At 62.6% G+C, this 22594-nt stretch carries 17 protein-coding genes and 1 pseudogene; 5 read left to right on the top strand and 13 right to left on the bottom strand.

Annotated features, from left to right (window positions below):
* Positions 1-15: 15 nt before the first annotated feature.
* The 5 genes from P0D84_RS25065 to P0D84_RS25045 form a co-directional block, all read right to left on the bottom strand.
* Complete coding sequence (locus P0D84_RS25065; protein ID WP_408341367.1) at positions 16-771, bottom strand: transporter substrate-binding domain-containing protein; 756 nt, start codon at positions 769-771, stop codon at positions 16-18.
* A gap of 83 nt (positions 772-854) precedes the next feature.
* Positions 855-1604, bottom strand: coding sequence for an IclR family transcriptional regulator (locus P0D84_RS25060; protein WP_408341366.1), 750 nt, complete (start codon positions 1602-1604; stop codon positions 855-857).
* Between the two features lie 248 nt (positions 1605-1852).
* The gene (locus P0D84_RS25055) at positions 1853-2743 is read right to left on the bottom strand and encodes a transglutaminase family protein (protein WP_408341365.1); all 891 of its coding nucleotides are present in this window, start codon (positions 2741-2743) and stop codon (positions 1853-1855) included.
* Positions 2740-5424, bottom strand: coding sequence for a circularly permuted type 2 ATP-grasp protein (locus tag P0D84_RS25050; protein ID WP_408341364.1), 2685 nt, complete (start codon positions 5422-5424; stop codon positions 2740-2742). The genes P0D84_RS25055 and P0D84_RS25050 overlap by 4 nt, the downstream gene beginning before the upstream one ends.
* A 47-nt stretch (positions 5425-5471) precedes the next feature.
* On the bottom strand, positions 5472-8945 hold the full coding sequence (locus tag P0D84_RS25045; protein WP_408341363.1) for a transglutaminase family protein: 3474 nt from the start codon (positions 8943-8945) through the stop codon (positions 5472-5474).
* 399 nt (positions 8946-9344) lie between these two features.
* On the opposite strand from P0D84_RS25045, the pseudogene P0D84_RS25040 reads away from it, so the two are divergent.
* A pseudogene (locus P0D84_RS25040) lies at positions 9345-10409 on the top strand (zinc-binding metallopeptidase family protein); the annotation flags it as partial.
* Positions 10410-10976: 567 nt separating this feature from the next.
* Here the strand turns inward: P0D84_RS25040 and P0D84_RS25035 are convergent.
* From P0D84_RS25035 to phaP, 3 genes are all read right to left on the bottom strand, one after another.
* Complete coding sequence (locus tag P0D84_RS25035) at positions 10977-12263, bottom strand: DUF3443 domain-containing protein (protein WP_408341362.1); 1287 nt, start codon at positions 12261-12263, stop codon at positions 10977-10979.
* An 11-nt stretch (positions 12264-12274) separates the two neighbouring features.
* Positions 12275-12724 (bottom strand): DUF2844 domain-containing protein, encoded by a 450-nt coding sequence (locus P0D84_RS25030; RefSeq protein ID WP_408345981.1) that lies wholly within the window; start codon positions 12722-12724, stop codon positions 12275-12277.
* Between the two features lie 629 nt (positions 12725-13353).
* Positions 13354-13782, bottom strand: coding sequence for a TIGR01841 family phasin (gene phaP, locus P0D84_RS25025; RefSeq protein ID WP_408341361.1), 429 nt, complete (start codon positions 13780-13782; stop codon positions 13354-13356).
* A gap of 429 nt (positions 13783-14211) precedes the next feature.
* On the opposite strand from phaP, the gene P0D84_RS25020 reads away from it, so the two are divergent.
* Positions 14212-14655, top strand: coding sequence for a hypothetical protein (locus tag P0D84_RS25020; protein ID WP_408341360.1), 444 nt, complete (start codon positions 14212-14214; stop codon positions 14653-14655).
* 331 nt (positions 14656-14986) lie between these two features.
* Here P0D84_RS25020 and P0D84_RS25015 read toward each other — a convergent pair whose 3' ends face one another.
* Positions 14987-15526 (bottom strand): RibD family protein, encoded by a 540-nt coding sequence (locus P0D84_RS25015; RefSeq protein WP_408341359.1) that lies wholly within the window; start codon positions 15524-15526, stop codon positions 14987-14989.
* Between the two features lie 224 nt (positions 15527-15750).
* On the bottom strand, positions 15751-16848 hold the full coding sequence (locus P0D84_RS25010) for an NADH:flavin oxidoreductase/NADH oxidase (RefSeq protein WP_408341358.1): 1098 nt from the start codon (positions 16846-16848) through the stop codon (positions 15751-15753).
* 87 nt (positions 16849-16935) lie between these two features.
* Here P0D84_RS25010 and P0D84_RS25005 point away from each other — a divergent pair, with 87 nt between their 5' ends.
* Positions 16936-17265 (top strand): ArsR/SmtB family transcription factor, encoded by a 330-nt coding sequence (locus P0D84_RS25005; RefSeq protein ID WP_408345978.1) that lies wholly within the window; start codon positions 16936-16938, stop codon positions 17263-17265.
* A gap of 68 nt (positions 17266-17333) precedes the next feature.
* On the opposite strand, the gene P0D84_RS25000 is transcribed toward P0D84_RS25005, so the two are convergent.
* Positions 17334-17765 carry a response regulator gene (locus tag P0D84_RS25000; RefSeq protein WP_408341357.1) on the bottom strand — a complete coding sequence of 144 codons (432 nt, stop codon included), beginning with the start codon at positions 17763-17765 and terminating at the stop codon, positions 17334-17336.
* A gap of 448 nt (positions 17766-18213) precedes the next feature.
* Here P0D84_RS25000 and P0D84_RS24995 point away from each other — a divergent pair, with 448 nt between their 5' ends.
* On the top strand, positions 18214-18417 hold the full coding sequence (locus P0D84_RS24995) for a hypothetical protein (protein WP_408341356.1): 204 nt from the start codon (positions 18214-18216) through the stop codon (positions 18415-18417).
* A 95-nt stretch (positions 18418-18512) separates the two neighbouring features.
* Positions 18513-19580 carry an SDR family oxidoreductase gene (locus tag P0D84_RS24990; RefSeq protein WP_408345975.1) on the top strand — a complete coding sequence of 356 codons (1068 nt, stop codon included), beginning with the start codon at positions 18513-18515 and terminating at the stop codon, positions 19578-19580.
* Positions 19581-19683: 103 nt separating this feature from the next.
* Here P0D84_RS24990 and P0D84_RS24985 read toward each other — a convergent pair whose 3' ends face one another.
* Positions 19684-20997: an MFS transporter gene (locus P0D84_RS24985; protein WP_408341355.1), complete on the bottom strand. Its 1314-nt coding sequence runs from the start codon at positions 20995-20997 to the stop codon at positions 19684-19686.
* 297 nt (positions 20998-21294) lie between these two features.
* Entirely contained in the window at positions 21295-22455 is a 1161-nt protein-coding gene (locus P0D84_RS24980) for a mandelate racemase/muconate lactonizing enzyme family protein (RefSeq protein ID WP_408341354.1), read from the bottom strand.
* Positions 22456-22594 lie beyond the last annotated feature (139 nt).

The following is a 22594-nucleotide window of genomic DNA, read 5'->3' as shown; positions in this document are numbered from 1 at the left end:
TGTCTGCTCAGCCGTTTATTGCGCGGTGGCGCCGAACCACTTGTGGAGAATCGCCGCGTACGTGCCATCCGCCTTGATCTTCGCCAGTGCCGAGTTGAAGGCCGCTTTCAGTTGCGGTTCGTCCTTGCGCACGGCGATGCCGTAGGCTTCGGTCGTCAACTGTTTGTCCAGCACACGGAAGCCGGGGCGCGTCTTTACCAGCTGATAGGCGGCCGGCTTGCCGGTCACAGCGGCGTCAGCACGGCCGATGCCGACCAGATCGAACATTTCCTGATTCTTCTCTACTTCCACGCGGTTGATCTGCGGGAAATTGTCACGCAGGAAGTTGACCGACTTCGTGCCCACCTGGACTGACACTTTCTTGCCGTTCAGATCGGTTACTGACTTGACCGGCGAATCGCTCTTCACCAGCGCGACGAGGCCGCCTGCGTAATACGAGTCGGTGAAGTCGACTACCTTTGCGCGATCATCGGTGATGTAGATGCCGGAGATCGCCGCGTCGAAACGATGTGCGATCAAGCCCGGGATCAGGCCTTTGAAGTCGATGTCGGTCCATTGCACGCGTTTGCCCATCGCTTTCGCGAGCGCATTCATCAGGTCGATGTCGAATCCTGTGCGTGCGCCGTTTTCGGTGTATTCCATCGGCGGGAAGGTCGCGTCGGTGGCGACGTTCAGCACGTCCGGCGTTTGCGCCGACGCCGCGCCGGAAAAGCCGGCAAACGTCACTGCGACCGTGACGCACGCGAGGGATAACAGGCGATTCAGTTTCATGGCAGGGCTCCTTGTGGTTTGGTTTGGGCTCGTTCAGTTCGTTCGGTATCCAGATCGATACAGCCGCGAGCGGTCCGGCTCAATCAATCGGCTTGCATATGCTCGGAAATGGCGCGGGCCGTGCGTAGCGTCCCGTCGATGAATTGGCTTTCGCGGCCGATGGCGCGCGTGGACGGCGCCATCAGCGTGATCGACGCACTGCTGCCCACGCCGCGTCCGCCGCGATGAAAGATCGGGGCGCTTACGCCCCACACACCCGGGTCGACTTCGCTGTCGCTGACGGCGTAGCCTTGAGCGCGAATCTGTTCGAGTTCGGCTTCGATCGCGGCACGGCCGGCGGGGTCGTTGTCGAACACTGTGTCGAGGACTTCCGTGCGCGCCTTGTCGGCCATAAAAGCCAGCAGCGATTTCGCCGAAGCGCCGGCTTTCAGCGGCACCGCGCGGCCTTTTTCAAATGAGCAGCGCAACGAGTGCTGGCTGTCGACCATTTCCAGGCACATCACCTGATGCTTGACCGCGACCACAAGGCCGATGCTTTCTTGCGAAGCCCGTGCGAGTTGCTGCATTTCGCTGCGGCTCGCTTCGACGAGCAGCGAATTCACGTCGAAGCCGAGCGCGAGTTGCAAACTGATCGGGCCGGGCGCGTAATGGCCCGCGTTTTCCGCAACGAAACCCCAGCGCTTGAGCAAGGCGATCTGCCGGTACAGCGTGCTTTGCGCGAGACCGGTGACGGCGAGCAGATCCTTGACCGACATGGCCTTGCCATGACTGGCAAGCGCCGCCAGCACCAGCAGCACCCGTTCAGCCCCTGTCACTCCCTGTTCCGCGTTCACGATGAAGCTATCCACGATGAATAACGGAATCAGAATGCCAGAACGTTCTCGGTTTTCAAAAATTGGATTCCCGGGGAGTGGGAATGGATGGAGAGGGTTTTCCCCGAAAGCGGGAGAAAAGGCGTGCGACTGCAGATGTACCGCGTGGGGAGAATCTGTCTGACAGAAAGCGCCTTCACTAAAGAGCGAAGCGGGAAAACGCGGCGGGAAAAGCACCGCGTGCAGAAGCAGCGAATTAAAACCGCAAGCTAAAGCGCCAACACCGTCACCCCCACATCCACCCGATGCGCCCCACCCCCCAGAATCATCCCGCGCAGCAACGACACGTCGCTGTAATCGCGCCCGATCGCGAGCGTTACATGGTCCACATCGGCAAGCACGTCATTGGTAGGATCCAGATCGATCCAGCCAACTTCCGGGCAATGCACAGACACCCATGCATGCGACGCATCGGCACCGATCAGGCGCGGTTGCCCCGGCGGCGGATCGTTGCGCAAATAGCCGCTCACGTAACGCGCCGGCAAACCCAGCGAACGCAAACAGCCGATCATCACCTGCGCGAAGTCCTGGCATACCCCGCTCTTCAATTCGAAAGCGCGCTCGGCGGGCGTATCGAACATCGTCGCCGAAGGTTTGTACGCGAAGTCTTCGTGAATCCTGTGCATCAGATCGATCGCACCCGCGGCGATCGGCATGCCGGGTGGAAAACTGGGCAACGCGTAAGCGCGCAACGAAGGCCGCGGCACGATATTCGGCGACGCAAAGCAGAACTCCGCCTCGGGCCGGAACTCGCCACCCACCCAAAAACGCAGCGCGTCCGCCACCTCCTCCCATTCAGGCGTCGCCTCGGGGTCGAGGTCGGTCCAACGCGGCATGAGCGCCACCGTCGTTTCGCTAACGAGCTGCAGCCGTTCGTGCGGGGCGTCCAGCGCAAAATACAGGACGTCGTTGCCGAATGCATCGATACGGCTATTCAGATACGACGGCTCCGGTTCGATCTTTTCGGTGTGCGACACCACCCGCTGCCACGCACAGGCGATCGGCCGGATCGTCGCGAGATGCTGGGCGGTCTCCACATACGTGGAGTAGCGATAAGTCGTGCGATGCGAGACGGACAACACCGTCGGTGCGTGCTTCATGACCAGACCTGCGATGCCACCGTACTGGCGTGACTGAAATAACGCGCGCTGATCTCATGCGCCGCCGCGCCAACAAAGCCGCCAATCTGGTCGCACACCGCAATCAGATCGACATATGAACCCTTTTCGTCGGTTGCGCACAGCGATTCGAGCGTCGGCAACGAAGCAGCAGGCAACATCAATTCCGCAAACGGACGATGCCGCATACTGCCCGCGGCCACGGCAATCTCGTCGAGCTTTTTGCGCAGGCGCTCATAGACACCGTAGATGCCGCGCGGATTGGTCGCCTCGATCACCAGCAGGTCGAGCAAAGCCGGCACTTCGAAACGGCCCGGATACAGCGAGCGATACGTCAGCGTGCTGTCGAACAATTGCAGCAGCAGATCGAAGCCGGCCGGCGTCGCGAGTTGGCCTTTATCGGCGACCACGCGCAAGAATGACGTCATCGCCGATACCCGTTCGATGTGTCGCCCGACGAACAGCAGACGCCATGCTTCATCGCGTGTCATGCGGTCGCCTTGTGCGCCGCTGATCGCCGACAACTGCACCGACAGGTGTTCAAGCGCATTCATCAGGGTCACGCGATCATAACGGTCGTAGCGCTCACTGCGCTCCGCGCGGCCGTGACCATTCGCGCTGCCTTGCGATGAACCGCTACCGCTACCGCTACCGCTACCATTGCCATTGCCATTACCGTTCAAACCCACAGCCGGCATCAACGTCTGCAACGCATCGCGGAAATCGTTGCGCGCCGCGAGAATCGTGCGCCAGTGATCGTTCGACAAACGCCCACGCACTTCGCCGCTCGAACGCGCCTGGCAATTGAGGTTCTGACCGATGCTCGCAGCGCCGGTGCTCTCGCTCAGATTCGCGACCAGCGCACGCTCGAACGCCTGCGGCGAATGTGGCGAGAACATATCGCCGGATTGCACGAGACCGCAATGCAGCGCGAGCTCGACCAGCGTGGGGAACATCGCGTCGGCATCATTGCCTTCCAGCGAGCCGAGAATCAGGCGCAACAGCCGCACATTGTTTTCGGCGCGTTCGCCGTAACGTCCGGCCCAGAACAGATTTTCCGCCGCGCGGCTCGACACGGTGCGATGCTTGCGCGCGAGGTCGGCGGGTTTCATCGGCGAAGGCAGCAGCGTGAAGGTCGACGTCGGCTGACTGGACAGCACCCACGTATCGACGCTGCTGCCGCCGTATTGCATCGACACCGTCGCCTGACGCTCGGCGGCCATGCGCGTGAAGCCGCCCGGCATCACATGCCAGCCCCCGTTGACGTCGGCAATCGCGTAGACGCGCAGCACCGACGGACGGCGGCCAATCGTGCCGTCCTCGTAACGCGGCGTGCAGGAAAAACGCTGCGGCTGCTGGATCGTGTAGGCGTCGGGCATTGCTTCGATACGTTCGCGCCACGTCGCGAGGCGCTGCCTGCCCTGTTCGAACCCGGGCGGCGCATCGCGTGCGGCGACCGGCCACGTCGGCACGATGAACGCTTCGTCAAGCCGCGCGAATGCATGATTGCGCGCCGCCTTTTCGCCGCACCACCAGGTCGCCACGCTCGGCAGCACGAGGTCTTCGTCGAGCAGCACTTCGGCGATGCCCGGCAAAAAACCATGCAAAGCCGGCGACTCGACAAAGCCCGAACCCGGCACGTTCGAGACGATCACCTTGCCCGCGCGCATCACCTGCAACAGGCCCGGCACGCCGATGCTCGAATCCGCGCGCAGTTCGACCGGATCGCAGAAAGCATCGTCCAGACGGCGCAGCACGACGTGCACACGTTCGAGACCGGCGAGCGTCTTCAGATACAGCATGTCGTCGCGCACGGTCAGGTCCTTGCCTTCCACCAGCGTGACGCCGAGATAGCGTGCGAGAAACACGTGCTCGAAATAGGTTTCGCTAAACGGCCCTGGCGTGAGCAACGCGATGTGCGGCGAAGTATCGGTGCCCGTACCGTCGTGCTGCATCGTGGCTTGTGCGGCCTGCGCGAGCGTCGCGATCAGTTGCGAATAGGTCGGCGCGAGGCGGCTCACATGCAGCGCGCGGAACGGTTCGGCGAACAGCGTCGAGACGATCAGCCGGTTTTCCAGCGCATAACCGAGGCCGGACGGCGCCTCGGTGCGATGCGCCATGACGGTCCAGTTGCCGGCGGGCGTACGCGCCAGATCGACGGCGACCACCTGCAGATATTGCCCCCCAGGCGGCGTAAAGCCCTTCACGGAACGCAGATAGCCGGGATGCCCGAATACCAGCGCGGGCGGCAACTGCCCACGTTCGAGCAAGGTCTGCGGCCCATAGATATCGGCGACGATTGCATTGAGCAGATGCGCGCGCTGCGTCACGCCGCGCTCGATATGCGCCCACTCGGCCTCGCTGATCAGGAACGGCAGCAGGTCGAGCGCCCACGGCCGCGGCTCGCCGTTATCCGCGTAGACGTTGTAGCTGATGTCGTTGTCGCGGATCTGCTGCGCGATCGACGCGTAATGATCTTCCAGCCGCGCGATGCCGTCTTCGCCGAGCCGTTCGAAGAATTGCCGCCACGGTTCGCGCAATGCGCCTGAGGCGTCGCGTAACTCGTCCCAGTGTCCTTCGTAGGCCGGCAACAGCCGCAATAAGGACGAAGCGTCCGCACGCGCTGCGGACGTTTCGAAGGGAAAAGTCGATTGAAAGGCCAAGGTCGTGTCGTTTTTAAAAGTGTGTTGCCGCGTTTCAGTCTACCAGGTTACCAGTACCGCAGGTCGAGCGTGAACGGAAACTCGAGGCTGCGCTGCGGCATCTCGACCCTGAGCGGCCCCGGCGTATGACCGGACGCGAAGAAGCGCGCGCGCCGCCGGCTTTCCGCCTCGTAGGCGTTGACCGGGAAGGTCTTGTAGTTGCGCCCGCCCGGATGAGCGACATGATACTGGCATCCGCCGACCGAGCGGCCTGTCCATGTATCGACCAGATCGAAAGTGAGCGGCGCATCCACGCCGATGGTCGGATGCAGCGCCGACGGCTGCGACCACGCGCGAAAGCGCACGCCGGCCACATATTCGCTGACGCGGCCGGTCGGTTGCAACGGTACCGGCACGCCGTTGACGGTCAGCACATGGCGGTTGTCGTTCAAACCGAGCGCGCGCACCTCGAGCCTCTCCACCGACGAATCCACATAGCGCACCGTGCCGCCCGGCGAGCCCTCCTCGCCCATCACGTGCCAGGGTTCGAGCGCGTTGCGGATGGTCAGCGAGACGCCGTTCACCGTAGTCTCGCCGACCAGCGGGAAGCGGAATTCGAAATGCGGCGCGAACCAGCTGCTCTCGAAGGCGAAGCCCGCCTGGTTGAGTTCGCCGAGCACGTCGTCGAAATCCATCTTCGCGAAGGTGCCGAGCAGGAAGCGGTCGTGCAGTTCCGTGCCCCAGCGCGTGAGCCGCTGCGTGTACGGCGTGTGCCAGAAGCGCGCCACCAGCGCACGCAACAGCAACTGCTGCACAAGACTCATGCGCGCATGCGGCGGCATTTCGAAACCGCGCAACTCGAGCAGGCCGAGGCGGCCAGTCGGACCGTCGGGCGAATAGAGTTTGTCGATGCAGAACTCGGCACGGTGCGTGTTGCCTGTCACATCGATCAGGATGTTGCGCAACGAGCGGTCGATCATCCACGCCGGCAGATTCGCGCTATCGCGTCCGCCCAGCAGATCGATCTGCCGCTGCAACTCGCGGAACGCCACTTCGAGTTCATACACCTGGTCGTTGCGCGCTTCATCGACACGCGGCGCCTGGCTCGTCGGCCCAATGAACAGCCCGGAAAACAGATATGACAGCGACGGATGGTTGTGCCAATACGCAATCAGGCTCGCCAGCAGATCGGGACGGCGCAGGAATGGACTATCGGCAGGCGTCGCACCGCCGAGCACGAAATGATTGCCGCCGCCGGTCCCCGTATGCCGGCCGTCGGTCATGAATTTCTCGCTGCTCAGATAGCTCGCGGCCGCGGACTGATATAGATACTCGGTGTTGTCGACCAGTTGCTCCCAGCTCGAAGCCGGATGAATGTTCACCTCGATCACACCGGGGTCCGGCGTCACCTGCAAGATTTTCAGGCGTGCATCGCGCGGCGGCGGATAGCCTTCGAGCACCACCTTCATCCGCAATTCGGCCGCCGTCGCTTCGACCGCGGCGAGCAGGTCGAGATAGTCGTCGAGTTCGGTGAGCGGCGGCATGAACACGTGCAGCAACGAGCGGCCGCTGCCGAACGCCTGGGTTTCCGCTTTCGGACCGGCGGCACGTTTCGGATCGCGCGCTTCGACGCAGATCGCCGTGCGCAGCGTTTCCTTCGACGACTGCCCGCGCACCGGCGGCGGCTGGTCGTCTGACTGAGGCGCAAAAGCCAGCACGCCGCTGCCCGCCATGCCGCTCAACAAATCCGCCGCTGACGACGACAACGCTGCCGCACGCCGCGCTTCGGCGGCGCTCAAGGTGCGCTGTTCGCCGTCGTACTGCATGCGCAATTGCGCGGCAGGGCGCAACGGCACCGGCGGCGCAAACGGATCATGCGCGTGCTGATACGGATAGTCGGTCTTCGAGACCCACGGCAGCGAATCGAGCGGCAAGCGATAACCCATCGGTGAATCGCCGGGAATCAGGAACATGCGCTCGTCGCGGAAGAACCAACGGCCGCTGACCCACCTCGGCTCCTGATTCGGCACGTCGCGTTCGCGCGCGAGCGGCAAGACAAAACCGGTCGCGCCGCCCAGGCCTGCATCGAACACGCGCCGCAGACGCACACGCTCCAGTTCGTCATCCAGACGCGCGTCGAGTGGATCGACGTTGACCGGCAGACGGCGTTCGCGCCACAGGTAGTACCAGACGTCTTCGAAACCGGGCTGGATGCAGTCGTGGTCGAGCGCCAGTTTGGTTGCCAGATGAGTGAGGAAACGTTGAGCGTCGCCGGCCGTGTAGGTGCCCGGCTCGCGTTCGTCGGCGAAAAGTTCCGGGTCTTGCCAGCACGGCTCGCCATCGGCGCGCCAGTAAAGCGACATCGCCCAGCGCGGCAGTTGTTCACCCGGATACCACTTGCCCTGGCCGATATGCAGAAAACCGTTTGCGCCGTAGCGCGAGCGCAGCTTGTCCATCAGCGCGACCGCGTAGCCGCGTTTGGTGGGGCCAAGCGCGTCGGTGTTCCATTCGGCGGCATCGCGGTCGCGCACCGCCACGAAGGTCGGTTCGCCGCCCATGGTCAGGCGCACGTCCATGCTGGTCAGGCGCTCATCGACCTGCGCGCCCATTTTCAGCACGTCGTTCCACACCGCTTCGCTGAACGGCTTGGTGACGCGCGGCGTCTCCAGCACCCGTTCAATCGACATGGTGTGCTCGAACTCGACTTCGGATTCGTCGACCGCGCCGGAGATCGGCGCCGCGCTGCCGGGTTCGGGCGTGCAGGCGACCGGAATGTGCCCTTCCCCGGCGAGCAGGCCGGAGGTCGGATCGAGGCCGAGCCAGCCCGCGCCCGGCAGGTAGACCTCGCACCATGCGTGCAGGTCGGTGAAGTCGACTTCGGTGCCGCTCGGGCCGTCGATGGATTTGACGTCGGGCGCGAGTTGCAGCAGATAACCGGAGACAAAGCGCGCCGCCAGCCCCAGTTGCCGGAGCGTCTCGACGAGCAGCCAGCCCGAATCGCGGCACGAGCCCGCCGCGCTCATCAGCGTTTCCTCGGGCGTCTGCACGCCGGGCTCCATGCGGATCAGATAGCGGATCTCGCGTTGCAGCCGCTGATTCAGTCCGACCAGAAAATCGGCGGTGCCCATCGGCGTGCGGTCGATACTTGCGACGAACTCGGCAAAGCGCGGCGTCATTGGGCGCTTGACGCGGTACGGCGCGAGTTCCAGTGCAAGACCGGGCGCATACTCGAACGGAAACTGTTCCGCCGACGGTTCGAGAAAGAAGTCGAATGGGTTATAGACGGCCATCTCGGCGACCAGATCCACGGTCACCTTGAATTCGCGCGTCTTCTCTGGAAACACCAGACGCGCCTGATAGTTGGCGAACGCGTCCTGCTGCCAGTTGATGAAGTGCCCGGCCGGCTCGACCCGCATCGAATAAGACAGAATCGGAGTCCGGCAATGCGGCGCAGGCCTGAGACGCACGACCTGGGGCGACAGCGCAACCAGCCTGTCGTAGCGGTAATGTGTGACATGATTCAACGCAACGCGTATGGACACACCGGACTCCTGGACAAAGGATGGCAGCCCGCCAAAAAAGCAAGCTTCATGCCGTTTAGAGAACGAACCCGCAAAGCCGCGTTAACTGCCTGTACCGCGCGGACTAGCGCCTGCTGCCAGGTTTGCCGCGCCTGCCGCCGCCCGCCCCGATGATCCGCGCGCCGTCCCACCGCCGTTTCGGCGGCCGCGCACCAAAGCGGCGCAGCAGCGATGCACGATCATGCACGTAATGTGCGTTAAACCAGTGACGTCTGGCAATCGCGGCATGAAGATTGCGCGTCGTCTTCGCTCTTGCAGGCGCTTGAGGATGCTCGAAATGCCCGGTGGCCGGCATACGGCCGCTGACAACGCACCTCGCCTGCTGCTCCACGACTGCTACCCATTACTCGGGCTCGATCGATGAAAACCTTCCACTGCAATCGCTGCTCGCATCTCGTGTTCTACGAAAACGTTCGCTGTGAACGCTGTGAGTCGTTGCTCGGATATGTGCCTGAACTCGCCGAAATCAGCGCCTTCGAGGAAGCCGATGAAGGACGCTGGCGCAGTCTGCATCCGCGTGCCGAGGGCGCGCTGTTCCGGCAATGCCACAACTACGCGGTCGAAAATGTCTGCAACTGGATGATCCCTGCCGATTCGCCCGACACGTTGTGCCGCGCCTGCCAGCTCACGCGCACGATTCCGAATCTGAGCGCGCCGGACAACCGGCTCTACTGGTACCGGCTGGAGATGGCCAAGCGGCGCCTGCTGTACACGCTGGCCGCGCTCGGCCTCGACGTGCCGTCGCGCCAGACCGATCCCGAACATGGCCTCGCTTTCGAGTTCCTCGAAGACGGCGGCGATGGTTCGCGGGTCATGACCGGCCACGACAACGGCCTCATCACGCTGAACATCGCCGAAGCCGACGACGTCTACCGCGAGAAAGTGCGCAGCGCGATGGGCGAGCCCTATCGTACGCTGCTCGGTCACTTCCGCCATGAGACGGGCCACTACTACCTCAGTCAGCTGGTCGAAAACAATCCGCGCTGGATCGAGCCCTACCGCAAGCTGTTCGGCGACGAGCGCGCCTCCTATGGCGAGGCGCTAACGGCCTACTACCGCGACGGCGCACCGGCGGACTGGCAGGCCTCGTATGTCAGCGCCTACGCGACGATGCATCCCTGGGAAGATTGGGCTGAGACGTGGGCTCACTACATGCTGATTGTCGACGTGCTGGATACCTCGACCTCGTACGGCCTCGCCTTGTTGCCCGACGACCCGAACGAGCCGACGCTCACCGACCGCACGCCGGTGGAAGATGCGAGCTTCGAGAATCTGATGAAGCGCTGGTTTCCGCTCACGTATGCGTTGAACAGTCTGAACCGCAGTCTCGGCATGCCCGATGGCTATCCGTTCACGCTGGCCTCGCCGGTGGTGGACAAGTTGCGCTTCGTGCATCGGGTGATTGCGGCGGCGGGCGACAAAACGCAGCCGCGGGAAGCGGCGAAGCCCGCGAATGCTGCGGGGACAGTGCAGACGACGGTGCAGACGGCAGCGGCCGGCACATCGCCGACGGCTGTGGCGCCGGCAACCACTCAACCTGCCGCGCAGCCGGTGGTGCAGCAGCCGGTGGCGCAAGCCGTGAGGTCACAAGAACCGTCGCAGACTGCGGATCAGACAGCGCCGCCACAACCGGCGCAGCCTGTCGCTCAAGCGGCGGTGCCGCAAGACTGCGCGCAGGCGCCAGCCATGCAAGCGGTCGCGCCATCCGCACCGCCGTTGCAATCCGAATCCGGCGCCGTGAAAACAGCACCGCCCAAGCGGACCGCGCGGCGACGTTAGTCTGGTCGCTGTGCCTGGTTACTGTGCCTGGTCACTGTGCCTGGTCGCTGTGCCTGGTCGCTGTGCCTGGTCGCTGTGCCTGGTCGCTGTGCCTGGTTACAGTGCCTGGTTACAGTGCCCGCAAGTGACACGCTTCGCGAACCCATAAAGAAAGCCCGCTGCCGAGTAAACCGGCAGCGGGCTTTTTCCACCAGAGCCAAACCTGACTATCGCTCAATACGCGACGTAAGGCCCCGTACCACCCGGCGTCGCCTGCTGCTCGACGGCGGCGTACACGTTACGGCCATAGAAGAACGGCAAACCCCAGTCGAAAATCGACGACTTCACAAAAGCCGGTCCCGCCAGCAGCGGCAGCGCCGAATCGCCGTTGTACGTCTGCGAGATCGTCGTCGCGTTGCCAACCGCGAAGTTCACCGTACTCGTCGTGCCGTTCACCCCCTCGATCATCGCACTCAACGATTCAGTCGACACCGGACAGTAGTACGCGCTATTGGGACTCGCGCATACCGGCAACGCACCGGTCTGGAAGAACAGGCCGGTTGAGCCGCTGTCCAGAATACTGTTCGAATACGATGTGCCGTTCTGCACCGTCGTAAAGGTGCCATCCGACGGACTGACGCCGACCACCTGTGCGCTGCCGAGACCATTGTTGCCCTGCGTGCCGATGCCGAACACCAGTTGCCCGGTGACCGACTGCGCGCCGCCCGACACCACCGGCAGGCTCAGCATGGAACCGTTGTTGTCGGTAGTGAAGTACGGAATTGGATTGGCAACCTGGAGCGCCTCGGCGAGCGGAATCGAGGTGCACGCCGCGCCATTGCACCCGTAGTACGTGCCGGCCACGGCCTGCTGCACACAGTTCGCGCCGCAGTCGTGCTTAAACACGCCGATGCCCAGAATGCCATTGGCCTGCAACGTCCCCGGCGTGTTGCGCGCCGCGCCGTAGGTCGCGCAATCGGACGGCAGCGAAGCATAGTTTGGATCGATTACCTGGATCGGCAGCGAGGCCGCTTTTTCACCGGCGATCTGCAGGTCGGCGAGTTTCACCGAACCCCACGTGTAGCCGTCGAAGAACTGCATGCATTCGGCAACCAGATTGCCCGAGCCGTCCTTCTGTTGCGGCAGCGTCATCGACGCGGGCAATTGCGAGGCGAACACGCGCACGCCCCACGACCCGGTATCCACGAGGATGTGATCGATGGTTTGGCACTGCGTCGTGCCGGGCGCGCAAATCGTGATGCTGACGAACGGCATGTTCGGCACATTGCTCACACCGGAGTCGACTGTCACGCGCACTGCATTGGCGGCCAACACTTGCGGCGAAGGCGCGGTATTGGTGACAGTGGGACCGGCCGAAACGCTCGTCGTGTTCCCCGAATTCGCCGCGGAGCCTGAACTGTTGGAGCCACCGCCACCGCCGCCTCCGCCACCACAGGCACTGACGAGCAACGCGAGCAGCATCGCGCACAACAGGGTAATGAACGAAGCGCTATCACGCATGATCCGCTCCATTATTGAATGACGCCGGCGTCGACGCCCGCGGGCACCGCTTGCGGCAAATACGCATAGCCGGCAAACGCGCGCAGGTGACCGCCGGAATAGACGACCAGATCGCGGGTCGACACGGCGAGCGGCGTGCCGCGGCGCACCGCGGTAGCAGCGACGTATTGGTCGAACGACGTGCCCAGCATGGCTTTCAGATCCGGCAGCGTCGGGCCTTGCCACGCGACACCAAACACCATGCCGTTGGGCGCGACGTACTCGCGCACCAGCGTGCCGGACGGCATGGTCATCAGATGTACCGAATACGCGCTTTGCGTAGTGGCCGTATGAGCGAGTGCGCGAAGGCGCGTCTGATCGCTGTCGACAGTGTTGACGTTCTGGCCGAGCGTGGCGTGTGCGGCAAACGACAGTGCGCAGCTTGCCCCGAGCATTGCGCGAGCAATGCTTGTAAAGAGCATCGGTTTCAAGAGATTTCCTTCGAGTTGAAACGCTCGTGCCCGGCGGGCGAGCCGAGCACGAACGGGAATCCAGGGGGCGCACGCCTGACCGGCGGTACCGGAATTGCATTCACAGCGGTCGGGTTGCGTGAATGCGTCTACGGAGTGACGGAGCGAAACTTTAGGCACGGCGCAACGCCATGGCAATCGTTTGCGGGATGATTTAAACCTTGTGCGAATGCCGCGCCGTTTTATGCCGTTTGATAGGTGAGGACAGAATCACCAAGGGGCGGCGCTTCGACGCTTATTTTCCCGATCAGCGGTGTTTAAAGCGAACACACGCAAAAAGTAACGGCGCCACGCCAGAAATTTATCGATGCGTGTCAGCATGCGGCGAGCGGTGTAAGCGTGCGCTGAATAATCCGCGTCTGCTGGCCTATTTCATCTGATAATTGCGGCGCATACAGACTGCTTTTGTGTGAAGAGAAATCGCGACCTCAATCCTGATTCGAGGCGAAAAAAAATGCCGCGGATAACGTGATCGTCATCCGCGGCACCGGATACTTCCTCGCGAGCTTCTCGCTATTTCATTGCGACTTCCGCAAGTTGCGCCGAATTCGCATCAAGCGATTCGACACGGCCCGCAGTCCTTACTTTTTCTGTTGCTGCTGCAAGAGCGATTTGAGCTCCTGCACATTTTCATCTACGCGTTTTGCGATCACCGCATACGACTCGGCCTGTGTCTGATACGCTGCTTGTGCGAGTTGTTGCATATCGGCGAGCGACTTGTGCAGACTCTGCTGGATCAGTTCGGCGGCTTTCGCCGGAGGCGCTGCGCCGCCAGCCGACAATTGCCCGGTGAGCGACTGCAATTCGGCCAGCGTGGCACGCAACATCTCGGTCTGCTTCTGGGCGAGCGACTGCATGCCCTGGAATGCAGTCTGATTCGCCTGAACCAGTGCCTCCATGTCCTTGCGTCGCGCTTCCATGATGGCGGGTACGTCGAAGCCGGGGAGCTTGAACTGCTCCAGCATTTTGGTGAAATCGCCAAACGGATTGGCGGCGTCAGGTTGGCTCATGCGAAATCCTCCTTAACGGTTGAATACTCGCCGGCGGTGCATCGCCGCGATGGGCTGCTTCGACCTCTGCACCAGTGGCGTCGCGTGCGCCGCGCGCCTCCCGCATAGACTTGCTGCTTCTGGGGTCGGACGGCACATTGCTTCAATCATGCGCCATCCGGGCACATTGCGCCAGCGGGCACACCCTGGCGTCGAGGGTCTCCTTGCCGGAACGTTTTACGGGTTGGCCGCCCTTTACGTAGCGCCGACGTAGAACCGGCTTCTCCGCAACCTGTCTGCCACGGTGCTTCTTCTATCGGGGGCCATGGCCATGCAAGGCTTGGTAAGTTCCAAGGCGGCTTCAGTAACCCTGCGAAACGGCATGTCGACTATCGTTGCCGATGTGCCGGCGCACTGTCGCGCCGGTGCTTTCTCGATGGGAGCGGCAACATGAAAAAACGATTTGTGAGCGCGGCACTGGCCGCTGTTTTGACCGTGGCCGCGACCTGCGCGTTAGCACAGGAAGCGGCACCGTCGCCTGCTTTGGCCCACGCGCACGGCGAGCCGCGGCGCGGCGACGGACCGCATCACCCACACGGGCCGATGGGCCCCGGTTTCGCGGTGATCCATGACCTCGAACAGTTACGTCGCCTGTATGCAATGAGCGGACGCGAAGGCGAAATCGTCGCCGTGTATCACGAGGTGTTGAGCAAGACGCAAGATCCCATGCTGCGCCACTACGTTTATGACGCGTTGGCGCGCGAGCAGTTAAAGCCGGCCAATCCCGACCAGGCCATTGCCACGCTGCGCACCAGTTTGTCGGAAGACCTTGTCGCGGCCAACAAGCCGCGCGGCATGCCGGCGGGGATGCAACCGCCTGCGCCGCCGCAGTAGGACTTTGCCGTACGGGGTTGGGGCGAAACCACACGGCGAAGGCGCGCCGTGAAGCTCTGCGGTCGCAAAGTCAGTTGGAAGCGCTCCCGCCGAAACGTAGCGCGGCCGTTCGGCCGCGCTACGTTAGCTTTCGCACATAGCCGCCTCACTGCCCGCTTTTCATCTTCTGTCAGGTGATTAGGATAAGAGCACCGAAACGCTTGTGCCTGGTGAACCATGCGCTATCCGCTAAACATGGCCGTCGCCGCCGTCCTTCTCGTGTTCGTTCTTTGCTGCATCATCAAGCTCGCGTTGAATTGATGCCTGGAATTCACATCCAGTCGCACGTTTTTCATGCTCTGACCGACTTCGTGTAGCGCAGCCAGACCGCGTCGTTCCCGGTCTTTTCAACGGACTCAAGCTTCAGATATGCCGGCGCTTGCCATTTGTCCATGGCTACTTCGAACGAAGACGGATGCTCACTGCGGCCGTCCACCAGCGGCAAGATCAACACGCTGATCTCGTCGGCGAGTCCCGCGTTCACAAACGCGCCGCTCACATGCGAACCACCTTCCACAATGAGTTTCTTCACGCCGAGTTCGCGCGCGAGCGTCTGCACCACCTTGTTGAGATCGATTTCAGATTTTCCGCCGAACAGATACGAGACGCCGATCGATTGAAGATAGGCCAGATAGTCGTCCGCAACCTGCTCGGTCAGCACTTCGACGATGTGCGACTTGAGCGCTGTGTTGCTCTTCCACGCCACCCGGCCTTGGGGGTCGATCGAAATCGCGTACTGCTCCGCGTTCCGCTCGACGAAATGATCGGTGCGCGGCACGGCGCCTTTCGCGAGCCCTTTTGGGTAATCCGTGCCGTGTGAAATCTCCTGCATGGTGACGCGACCGCAAATCCAGCCGTCGGCCTTGAAAGTCGCCGCGGTGTTTTGTACAGATCGCTGGCAAAGTCGAGATGCCAGCCGTCCGTCAGACTGCGGCCGTCTAGCGAGGACATCATGTGAACGACGATGAACGGCTTCATGCGTTAAGGCTCCGTGTAAGGTGGATACACGGAGCCTTCAGCAAGGTCTGTTCCGCAATCTACGGATTGGCGGAGCGCTTAAGCGACGGCGTAACGTTCGAGCCAATGCGCGTACGGCGCCGGCAGCGTCCACGACGGACGTTCGATACCCAGCTTGCGCGCCGCGTGATACGGCCAGTGCGGATCGGCCAGATGCGCGCGGCCGACCATCACCAGGTCCAATTGCTCGTTCTTGACGGAGCGCTCGGCCAGTTCCGGGGTATCGATGCCCCATGCCGACGAGACGGCGATGCCGGCCTCGCGACGCACACGCTCGGCGATCGGCGCGAGGAATGCCGGCGCCCACGGAATAGCCGCCTCCGGCGTGGAGAAGCCCACGCTGACGCTCAGCATGTCCAGGCCCTCGCGCTTGAAGTTCTTCGCCAGTTCGATCGATTCGGCGAGGGTTTCCTCGTCGCGTCCGTCGTATTCGATCACGCCGAAACGCGCCGTCAACGGCAGATGCTCAGGCCACACCTTGCGCACCGCAGCCAAGGTTTCCAGCAGGAAGCGGCTGCGATTTTCGAGGCTGCCACCGTAGGCGTCGTCGCGTTGATTGGAGTGCGTCGAGAAGAAGCTTTGACCGAGGTAGCCGTGTGCGAAGTGCAGCTCGAGCCATTCGAAGCCCGCGTCACGGGCACGCCTGGCGGCGGCGACGAAATCTTCGCGCACCCGCGCGATGTCGTCGAGCGTCATTGCTTTCGGCACTTTCGGCAGGCCGCCACCGAAGGCGATCGCCGACGGCGCAAGGGTCTGCCAGCCGCGCGGATCGTTGTCGGCGATGTGGTCGTCGCCTTCCCACGGGCGGTTGGCACTGGCCTTGCGGCCCGCGTGGCCGATCTGAATGCCCGGCACGGCGCCCGCCGCCTTGATCGACGCGACCACCGGTGCGAAGGCCTGCGCCTGCTCGTCGGTCCAGAGGCCCGCGCAGCCCGGCGTGATACGGCCCTCGGGCGACACAGCCGTCGCCTCGACGATCACCAGCCCCGCGCCGCCGCGCGCCAATCCGGCGAGGTGCACGCGGTGCCAGTCGTTGATCAGGCCGTCTTCAGCGGTGTACTGGCACATCGGCGGAATCGCGATGCGGTTGCGTAAGGAAACATCCTTAAGCTTGTAGGGCTGAAATAATGCGGACATCAGGCTAAACTCCAATGGATAGGCTTGTACGGTAGTTCGATAATCATCGAACTACCGAGTATGGCAGAAACCCTTATCACCTGCACAATGCGCACCTATACCCATCCTGCCGCTGAGGACTTCACGCTTGGACGGCTTTTCCATGCGCTTAGCGACCCCGTGCGCCTTGAGATCGTCCGTCGCCTTTCAACGATCGACGAGGCCACCTGCGGCGACCTCGACGGCGGCCGACCCAAGTCGAGCGTCTCCCATCACTTCCGCATCCTGCGTGAAGCGGGACTGGTGCGCACGCGCGTCGCCGGCACCGTGCATCAGAATTCGCTGCGGCGCGCCGAACTGGATGCCCGGTTTCCCGGCTTGATGGAGGCGATCGTCAAGCAGATCGTCAATGAGCCGGCGTTGAGCGAGCCGGCTTGACGGTCGATTGAAGATCGACCGTGGATCGATGGCGCGGCGCTACGCAGATCACACCTCAACTCACCGTTCTACTCGCGCCAAAGTTTGCGCATCAGCGCGAGCAACGCAGTCGGCGCCGTGCCTTTCTGACAATAGCCGTCGAAATTGTGACGCGCCTTGCCGGTTTCTTTTACGTGATCTTCATCGAGCGAAGTGAACGCGACGATGCCCAGGCTCTGCGTCGGAAGATAGCTGCGAAGCGCGCTCGCGGTTTCGTAGCCGTCGCGCTCCGGCATCATGATGTCGAGCACGACGACATCCGGCACCCAATCCTTCACGCAGCGCAGCGCCTCGCTGCAACCGTTGGCCGTACGGGCTTCCACGCCTTCATACGAGAGATAGGTGGCGAGCGCTTCGGCGGCGTTGGCGTTGTCGTCGACGACAAGTACGCGCGGCACTTCGTGCAATACCCGGACTTCGCGGGCGCTCCACCTTTGGGAAGTAGAGGGTGTTCGGGACATGTGTGGCAGCTTGCGATAAAAACACGAGTCGTCAGCAAACTGCGTACCACGGAGATCTGGAAATGCTCGACACCCACGCCGGGTCGCACTTATCGGGCGTCGCCCGTGGGGAGTTGCAGCGCCGTTGGCGGCGGCTGGATGTAATTTGTCCGTCAACTGCCGGCAATATGGCGGTGTAATGATGATGCTTTGTACCCGCCCCTGCGGCTCGAGACATTGCAGCCGGATGCGCTGCAATCCGACACCGCCCGGGCGGGCACGACTCCAGCCAGATCTTGCACCAGATGATGATGCCCGCTTGATCCTTCGCGGGACGTCTCGTCTTCACCGTCTCGAGCGGAAACACACGCGGTAGTTCTACCGTATGCAATGGCGTTCAATCTGCCGGCAGCGGCACAGGCTGCTGAGCTGCGCTGCGTTAGACACCCGTGTCCGGTAACATCTCTACATGAACTCGGACGGTGGCCTGGAGCCGCCCTCGCCGCTAGCGGCGCTCGGTCTCGGCGAAACCGATCTCGCTCACGCGGCCGAAGTCGCCATGCGCTCACCGAATTTCAGTCCGAGGCTGCTGTCCTACGGCGCGGTTCGCCGCTCGCTGCAAATCGCTTTCCACGGCGCCCCGCCGAATCTGCATTCATTCGACGATGTCTAACGAATTTCGCTGGAGACGCGTTCCATCCACGGGGAATGATCGGTCGCAGAACCCTCCCTGTGTCAACAGGCATTCACTTTTTGAATTTCTCACTCATGGAAAATCGGGCACTTATCATCGGGGCTAGCGGCATTGTCGGCAACAATCTGGCCGATCGTCTGCTTTCCACTGGCTGGAGCGTTTCAGGGCTCTCGCGCGGCCGCACTGCGGTGTCGCCGGCGATCGAATCGATCACCGCCGATCTGACCTCACCTGAATCCGTCAGTCACGCGCTAGCCGGTAGAGCCTTCAGTCACCTGTTCTTCACCGTATGGGCCCGCCAGGCCACGGAGAAGGACAACATCCGCGTCAACGGCGGCATGGTGCGTCATGTGCTGGACACACTTGGACCGGCAGGCGGCGTGTCACACGCCGCGCTCGTCACCGGCCTGAAGCACTATCTCGGTCCTTTCGAGGCGTACGCGACGGGCGCGGTGCCGATTACACCGTTTCGGGAAGAACAGGGCCGTCAGCCGGTCGACAATTTTTATTACGAACAGGAAGACCGCCTGTTCGAAGCGGCGCAACGATACGGCTTTAGCTGGAGCGTGCATCGTCCGCATACGATCATCGGCTTTGCTGTCGGCAACGCGATGAACATGGGGGTGACGCTCGCCGTCTACGCAACGCTTTGCAAGCAGGAGGGCAAGCCATTCCTGTTTCCCGGTTCCGCCGCGCAGTGGGACAGTCTCACCGACATGACGGATGCCCGGTTGCTCGCGCGACATCTGGAATGGGCCGCGACTTCCGCGAATGCCCGTAACGAGGATTTCAACGTGGTCAACGGCGATGTGTTTCGCTGGAAATGGATGTGGTCGCGCATTGCGGATTACTTCGGCATTGAAGCGATTCCATTCGATGGCGTGGTGCGTCCGCTCGAGAGCCGGATGCAGGACGCGCAACAGCAATGGTCCGGGATTGCGGCGCGGTTCGGTCTGATCGAAGCGGACATCGGCAAGCTGGTGTCGTGGTGGCATACCGATGCTGATCTCGGACGCCCGATGGAAGTGCTCACCGACATGACGAAGAGCCGCAAGGCAGGCTTTCTTGACTATCAGAGCACGCCAGACGCATTCTTTGCATTGTTTGACCGGCTGAAGGCGGAGCGGATCATTCCTGGATGATGCACCCCGAAACGAAGGGCGCTCACCACCTTCTGCAACGCAGGTAGAGCTACTTGACGGGCGACTGCTTGCGCTCGAGTGAAACCCGCAATCAGTTGCCCCTTTAGCGAGCTAAAAAGGATCGCTGCGGTCGACGCGCGGGCCCTCTCACCGCAAAGGCGCAGACCAGCAGCCCGACTGCCAGTACATACAGGCCGATACGATAGTCGCCGGACGTCTGGCGCACCGCGCCCAACAGGAACGGCCCGGCGAAGCCGCCGAGATTGCCGATCGAGTTGATCGATGCGATCGCCGCGGCAGCAGCCGGTCCGCTCAGAAAGCCGGACGGCACGCCCCAGAACGGTGACTTGAAGCCGAGAATGCCGATGGCAGCGACGCTCATCGCCACGATACCCCACACGGAATCGTTGAGCCATGCCGTACCGACCAACCCGGCAACCGCGATCAACAGCGGCGCGACGAGGCACCCGTAGTGGCCGCGCAGCCGGTCCGACAGATAGCCGAAGCCGATCATGCCGACCGCCCCGGCCACATAAGTTAGCGACGTGATCCAGCCCGACGCCACGATCGAATAGCCCTGCTCGCGGATCATCTGCGGTAGAAAGAACGACAGCCCGAGATTGGCCGACGTCGCACAGAAATAAACGAACGCGAGCACCAGCACGATGGGACTCGCCAACGCGATCCGCAGCGGACTCACGTTCGGCATAGGGATCGCGGCCCGTTCGCGCGCGAGTTCGGCGGCGAGCCACCTTCGCTCATCGGGTGACAGCCAGTGCGCCTCGTCGGGAGAATTTTTCAGCAGTTTCAACGCAACGACGGTGAGCAGCACCGGCGGTAACCCTTCGATCAGAAACATCCACTGCCAGCCACGCAACGAAAAGACGCCGTCGAGCCCCAGCAGCGCAGTCGACAGTGGCGCGCCGACCGCGAGGGATAACGGCAGCGCAAACATGAACGCAGCGAGAATGCGCCCGCGATACCGTGCTGGGAACCAGTCGTTGAGGTAAAAAATGATGCCGGGAAAGAACCCCGCTTCAGCCGCGCCAAGCAGAAAGCGCAGCACCAGAAAACTCTTCTCGCCAGCGACGAACGCCGTCGCACAGGACAGCAGTCCCCACGTCAGCAGGATGCGCGCAATCCAGCGGCGTGCGCCAAAGCGCACCATCAACAGGTTGCTCGGCAGCTCGAAAAGAAAATAGCCGATGAAGAAAATGCCCGCCGCAAGACCGAACACGTTGCTCGCGATCCCGAGATCGCCGTTCATCGTCAGCGCGGCGAAACCGATGTTGATGCGGTCCACGTAGGACACGATATACAGCAGCACGACGATTGGAACGATACGCACCGCCGTCTTGCGGATGGCGCTGCGCTCGACATCATGTGCAGCGATTGCTTTCAATCCGGACGTGCTCATGGTGGTCTCCTCGCAGCCCGCTTTCTCCTGCACGGTGAACCCGCGCGACCAGAGCAGCGTGTCGTTGTCGGCGTTGGGTTAGCGGCTATCGGTTACCGGGAAGCGCGATACCCGGCGTCGTCCAGTCGAACGACAGCAATCAGGCGCTTGCGCTGCGACAGCATGGTCTGTCTCCTGCGCGACTCTTCGATCGCGAAGATAGTTATACGCGGGCCGGCGCCTGCACACTTCAAATTGGGCGCCGGTCAACTACTGCATGCCTCGTCATCATGTTCGCTGCGGCGGCCGGATCCGGTTTCACGCGGCGATCGCCTTGACGACCTGCCACGGGCCCTGTTCGCCGATCTGCGTGACACCGTATCGAGCAATGGCGTCGTCCGCGAAAGCGAAACCGAGGCCGGGCGTCTTCGGCAGCAGCAACGCCCCTTTCTCCGCGACGATCTGCGTATCGATCAGCTTGCGGAAATTGACGATGTGCGCGTCCGGCATGAACTCCGTGTACGTCGCATTCGGCGCGCAAGCGACCAGATGCACATGCAGGTCGTGCCAGGCATGCGGTGCGACCGGCACCCCGAAGCTCGCTGCCGTCGCGGCGATGCGCCGCCATTCGGTCACGCCGCCACACACTGTCGCGTCGGTCTGCAGCAGTGACGTTGCGCCGCTTTCGAGCAGTTCCTTGAACCGCCAGCGGCCCGCTTCGATTTCGCCGGTTGCGACCGTGACGCGCGTCGCCTTCGCGAGCCGCACGTGGTTGTCGATGTCGTCGGGCGAAAACGGTTCCTCGATCCAGAACAGGTCGTAACGTTCGAGACGCTTCATGTATTCGAGTGCGGTCGACAGATCAGGCCATGCATTGTTCGCATCGAGCATCAGCCGCACGTTCGGGCCGATCGCCTCGCGCACCGCCGCCACGCGCGCCTCTTCTTCGGCGGGACTCAGACGGCCGGTCTTCATCTTGACCGCGTCGAAACCGCTCGCGACGTGGCCCGCCATTTCGTCCGCGAGCGCCGCATTGGTCTTGCCGGGCCAGTAGTAGCCGCCGCTCGCGTACGCCGGCACGCGATCGTCGGCGTGCGCGCCGAGATAGCGATAGAGCGGCAGACCGGCGCTGCGTGCGTTCAAGTCCCAGATCGCGGTATCGATCGCCGACAGCGCGCGCAACACGACGCCCGCGCGGCCTTGCAGCAACGCCTCCTGATACATCGCCTGCCACAGTCCTTCGACACGCAGCGACTCCTGGCCCGCAACGATAGGCCCCAGAAGATCGGTGACCGCGACCGCGAGCAGCCGGCCCGACGTATTGACCGCATAGCAGTATCCAACGCCTTCGACGCCGTCGACGCTGCGTACGCGCACAAGACAGTATTCGCGCGCCTGTACTGTGCGCGTCGAGAACGTGACAGGGTTGTCGAGCGGAACCCGCGCGACGCAGACCGATACCGATTCAATCCGAGCCATGAAAGAAATCCTGTGTGCTGGTGAAAACCTGTTTGAATGCGCGTCGGACGGCTTGGCGCGGCGACGTTAGACGTCGTGCGAACCATCCGGTGAAATGACGATACGGCAGTTGAAACACCACGACAAATCGATTAATTTG

This window comes from Paraburkholderia sp. RL17-337-BIB-A, assembly GCF_046025895.1.
GTDB lineage: Bacteria > Pseudomonadota > Gammaproteobacteria > Burkholderiales > Burkholderiaceae > Paraburkholderia > Paraburkholderia fungorum_C.
Note: the sequence above shows the minus strand (reverse complement) of the source record. Positions and strands in the feature narration are given on the sequence as shown.

Bases quoted from the DNA above. Each gene is read 5' to 3' on its own strand.
- P0D84_RS25030 (WP_408345981.1), bottom strand. From the start codon at position 12,724: ATGCTCTTTACAAGCATTGCTCGCGCAATGCTCGGGGCAAGCTGCGCA.
- P0D84_RS24980 (WP_408341354.1), bottom strand. From the start codon at position 22,455: ATGGCTCGGATTGAATCGGTATCGGTCTGCGTCGCGCGGGTTCCGCTC.
- P0D84_RS25000 (WP_408341357.1), bottom strand. From the start codon at position 17,765: ATGTCCCGAACACCCTCTACTTCCCAAAGGTGGAGCGCCCGCGAAGTC.
- P0D84_RS25035 (WP_408341362.1), bottom strand. From the start codon at position 12,263: ATGCGTGATAGCGCTTCGTTCATTACCCTGTTGTGCGCGATGCTGCTC.
- P0D84_RS25020 (WP_408341360.1), top strand. From the start codon at position 14,212: ATGAAAAAACGATTTGTGAGCGCGGCACTGGCCGCTGTTTTGACCGTG.
- P0D84_RS25015 (WP_408341359.1), bottom strand. From the start codon at position 15,526: ATGCAGGAGATTTCACACGGCACGGATTACCCAAAAGGGCTCGCGAAA.
- P0D84_RS24995 (WP_408341356.1), top strand. From the start codon at position 18,214: ATGAACTCGGACGGTGGCCTGGAGCCGCCCTCGCCGCTAGCGGCGCTC.
- P0D84_RS25065 (WP_408341367.1), bottom strand. From the start codon at position 771: ATGAAACTGAATCGCCTGTTATCCCTCGCGTGCGTCACGGTCGCAGTG.
- P0D84_RS24985 (WP_408341355.1), bottom strand. From the start codon at position 20,997: ATGAGCACGTCCGGATTGAAAGCAATCGCTGCACATGATGTCGAGCGC.
- P0D84_RS25005 (WP_408345978.1), top strand. From the start codon at position 16,936: ATGCGCACCTATACCCATCCTGCCGCTGAGGACTTCACGCTTGGACGG.
- P0D84_RS25055 (WP_408341365.1), bottom strand. From the start codon at position 2,743: ATGAAGCACGCACCGACGGTGTTGTCCGTCTCGCATCGCACGACTTAT.
- phaP (WP_408341361.1), bottom strand. From the start codon at position 13,782: ATGAGCCAACCTGACGCCGCCAATCCGTTTGGCGATTTCACCAAAATG.
- P0D84_RS25010 (WP_408341358.1), bottom strand. From the start codon at position 16,848: ATGTCCGCATTATTTCAGCCCTACAAGCTTAAGGATGTTTCCTTACGC.
- P0D84_RS24990 (WP_408345975.1), top strand. From the start codon at position 18,513: ATGGAAAATCGGGCACTTATCATCGGGGCTAGCGGCATTGTCGGCAAC.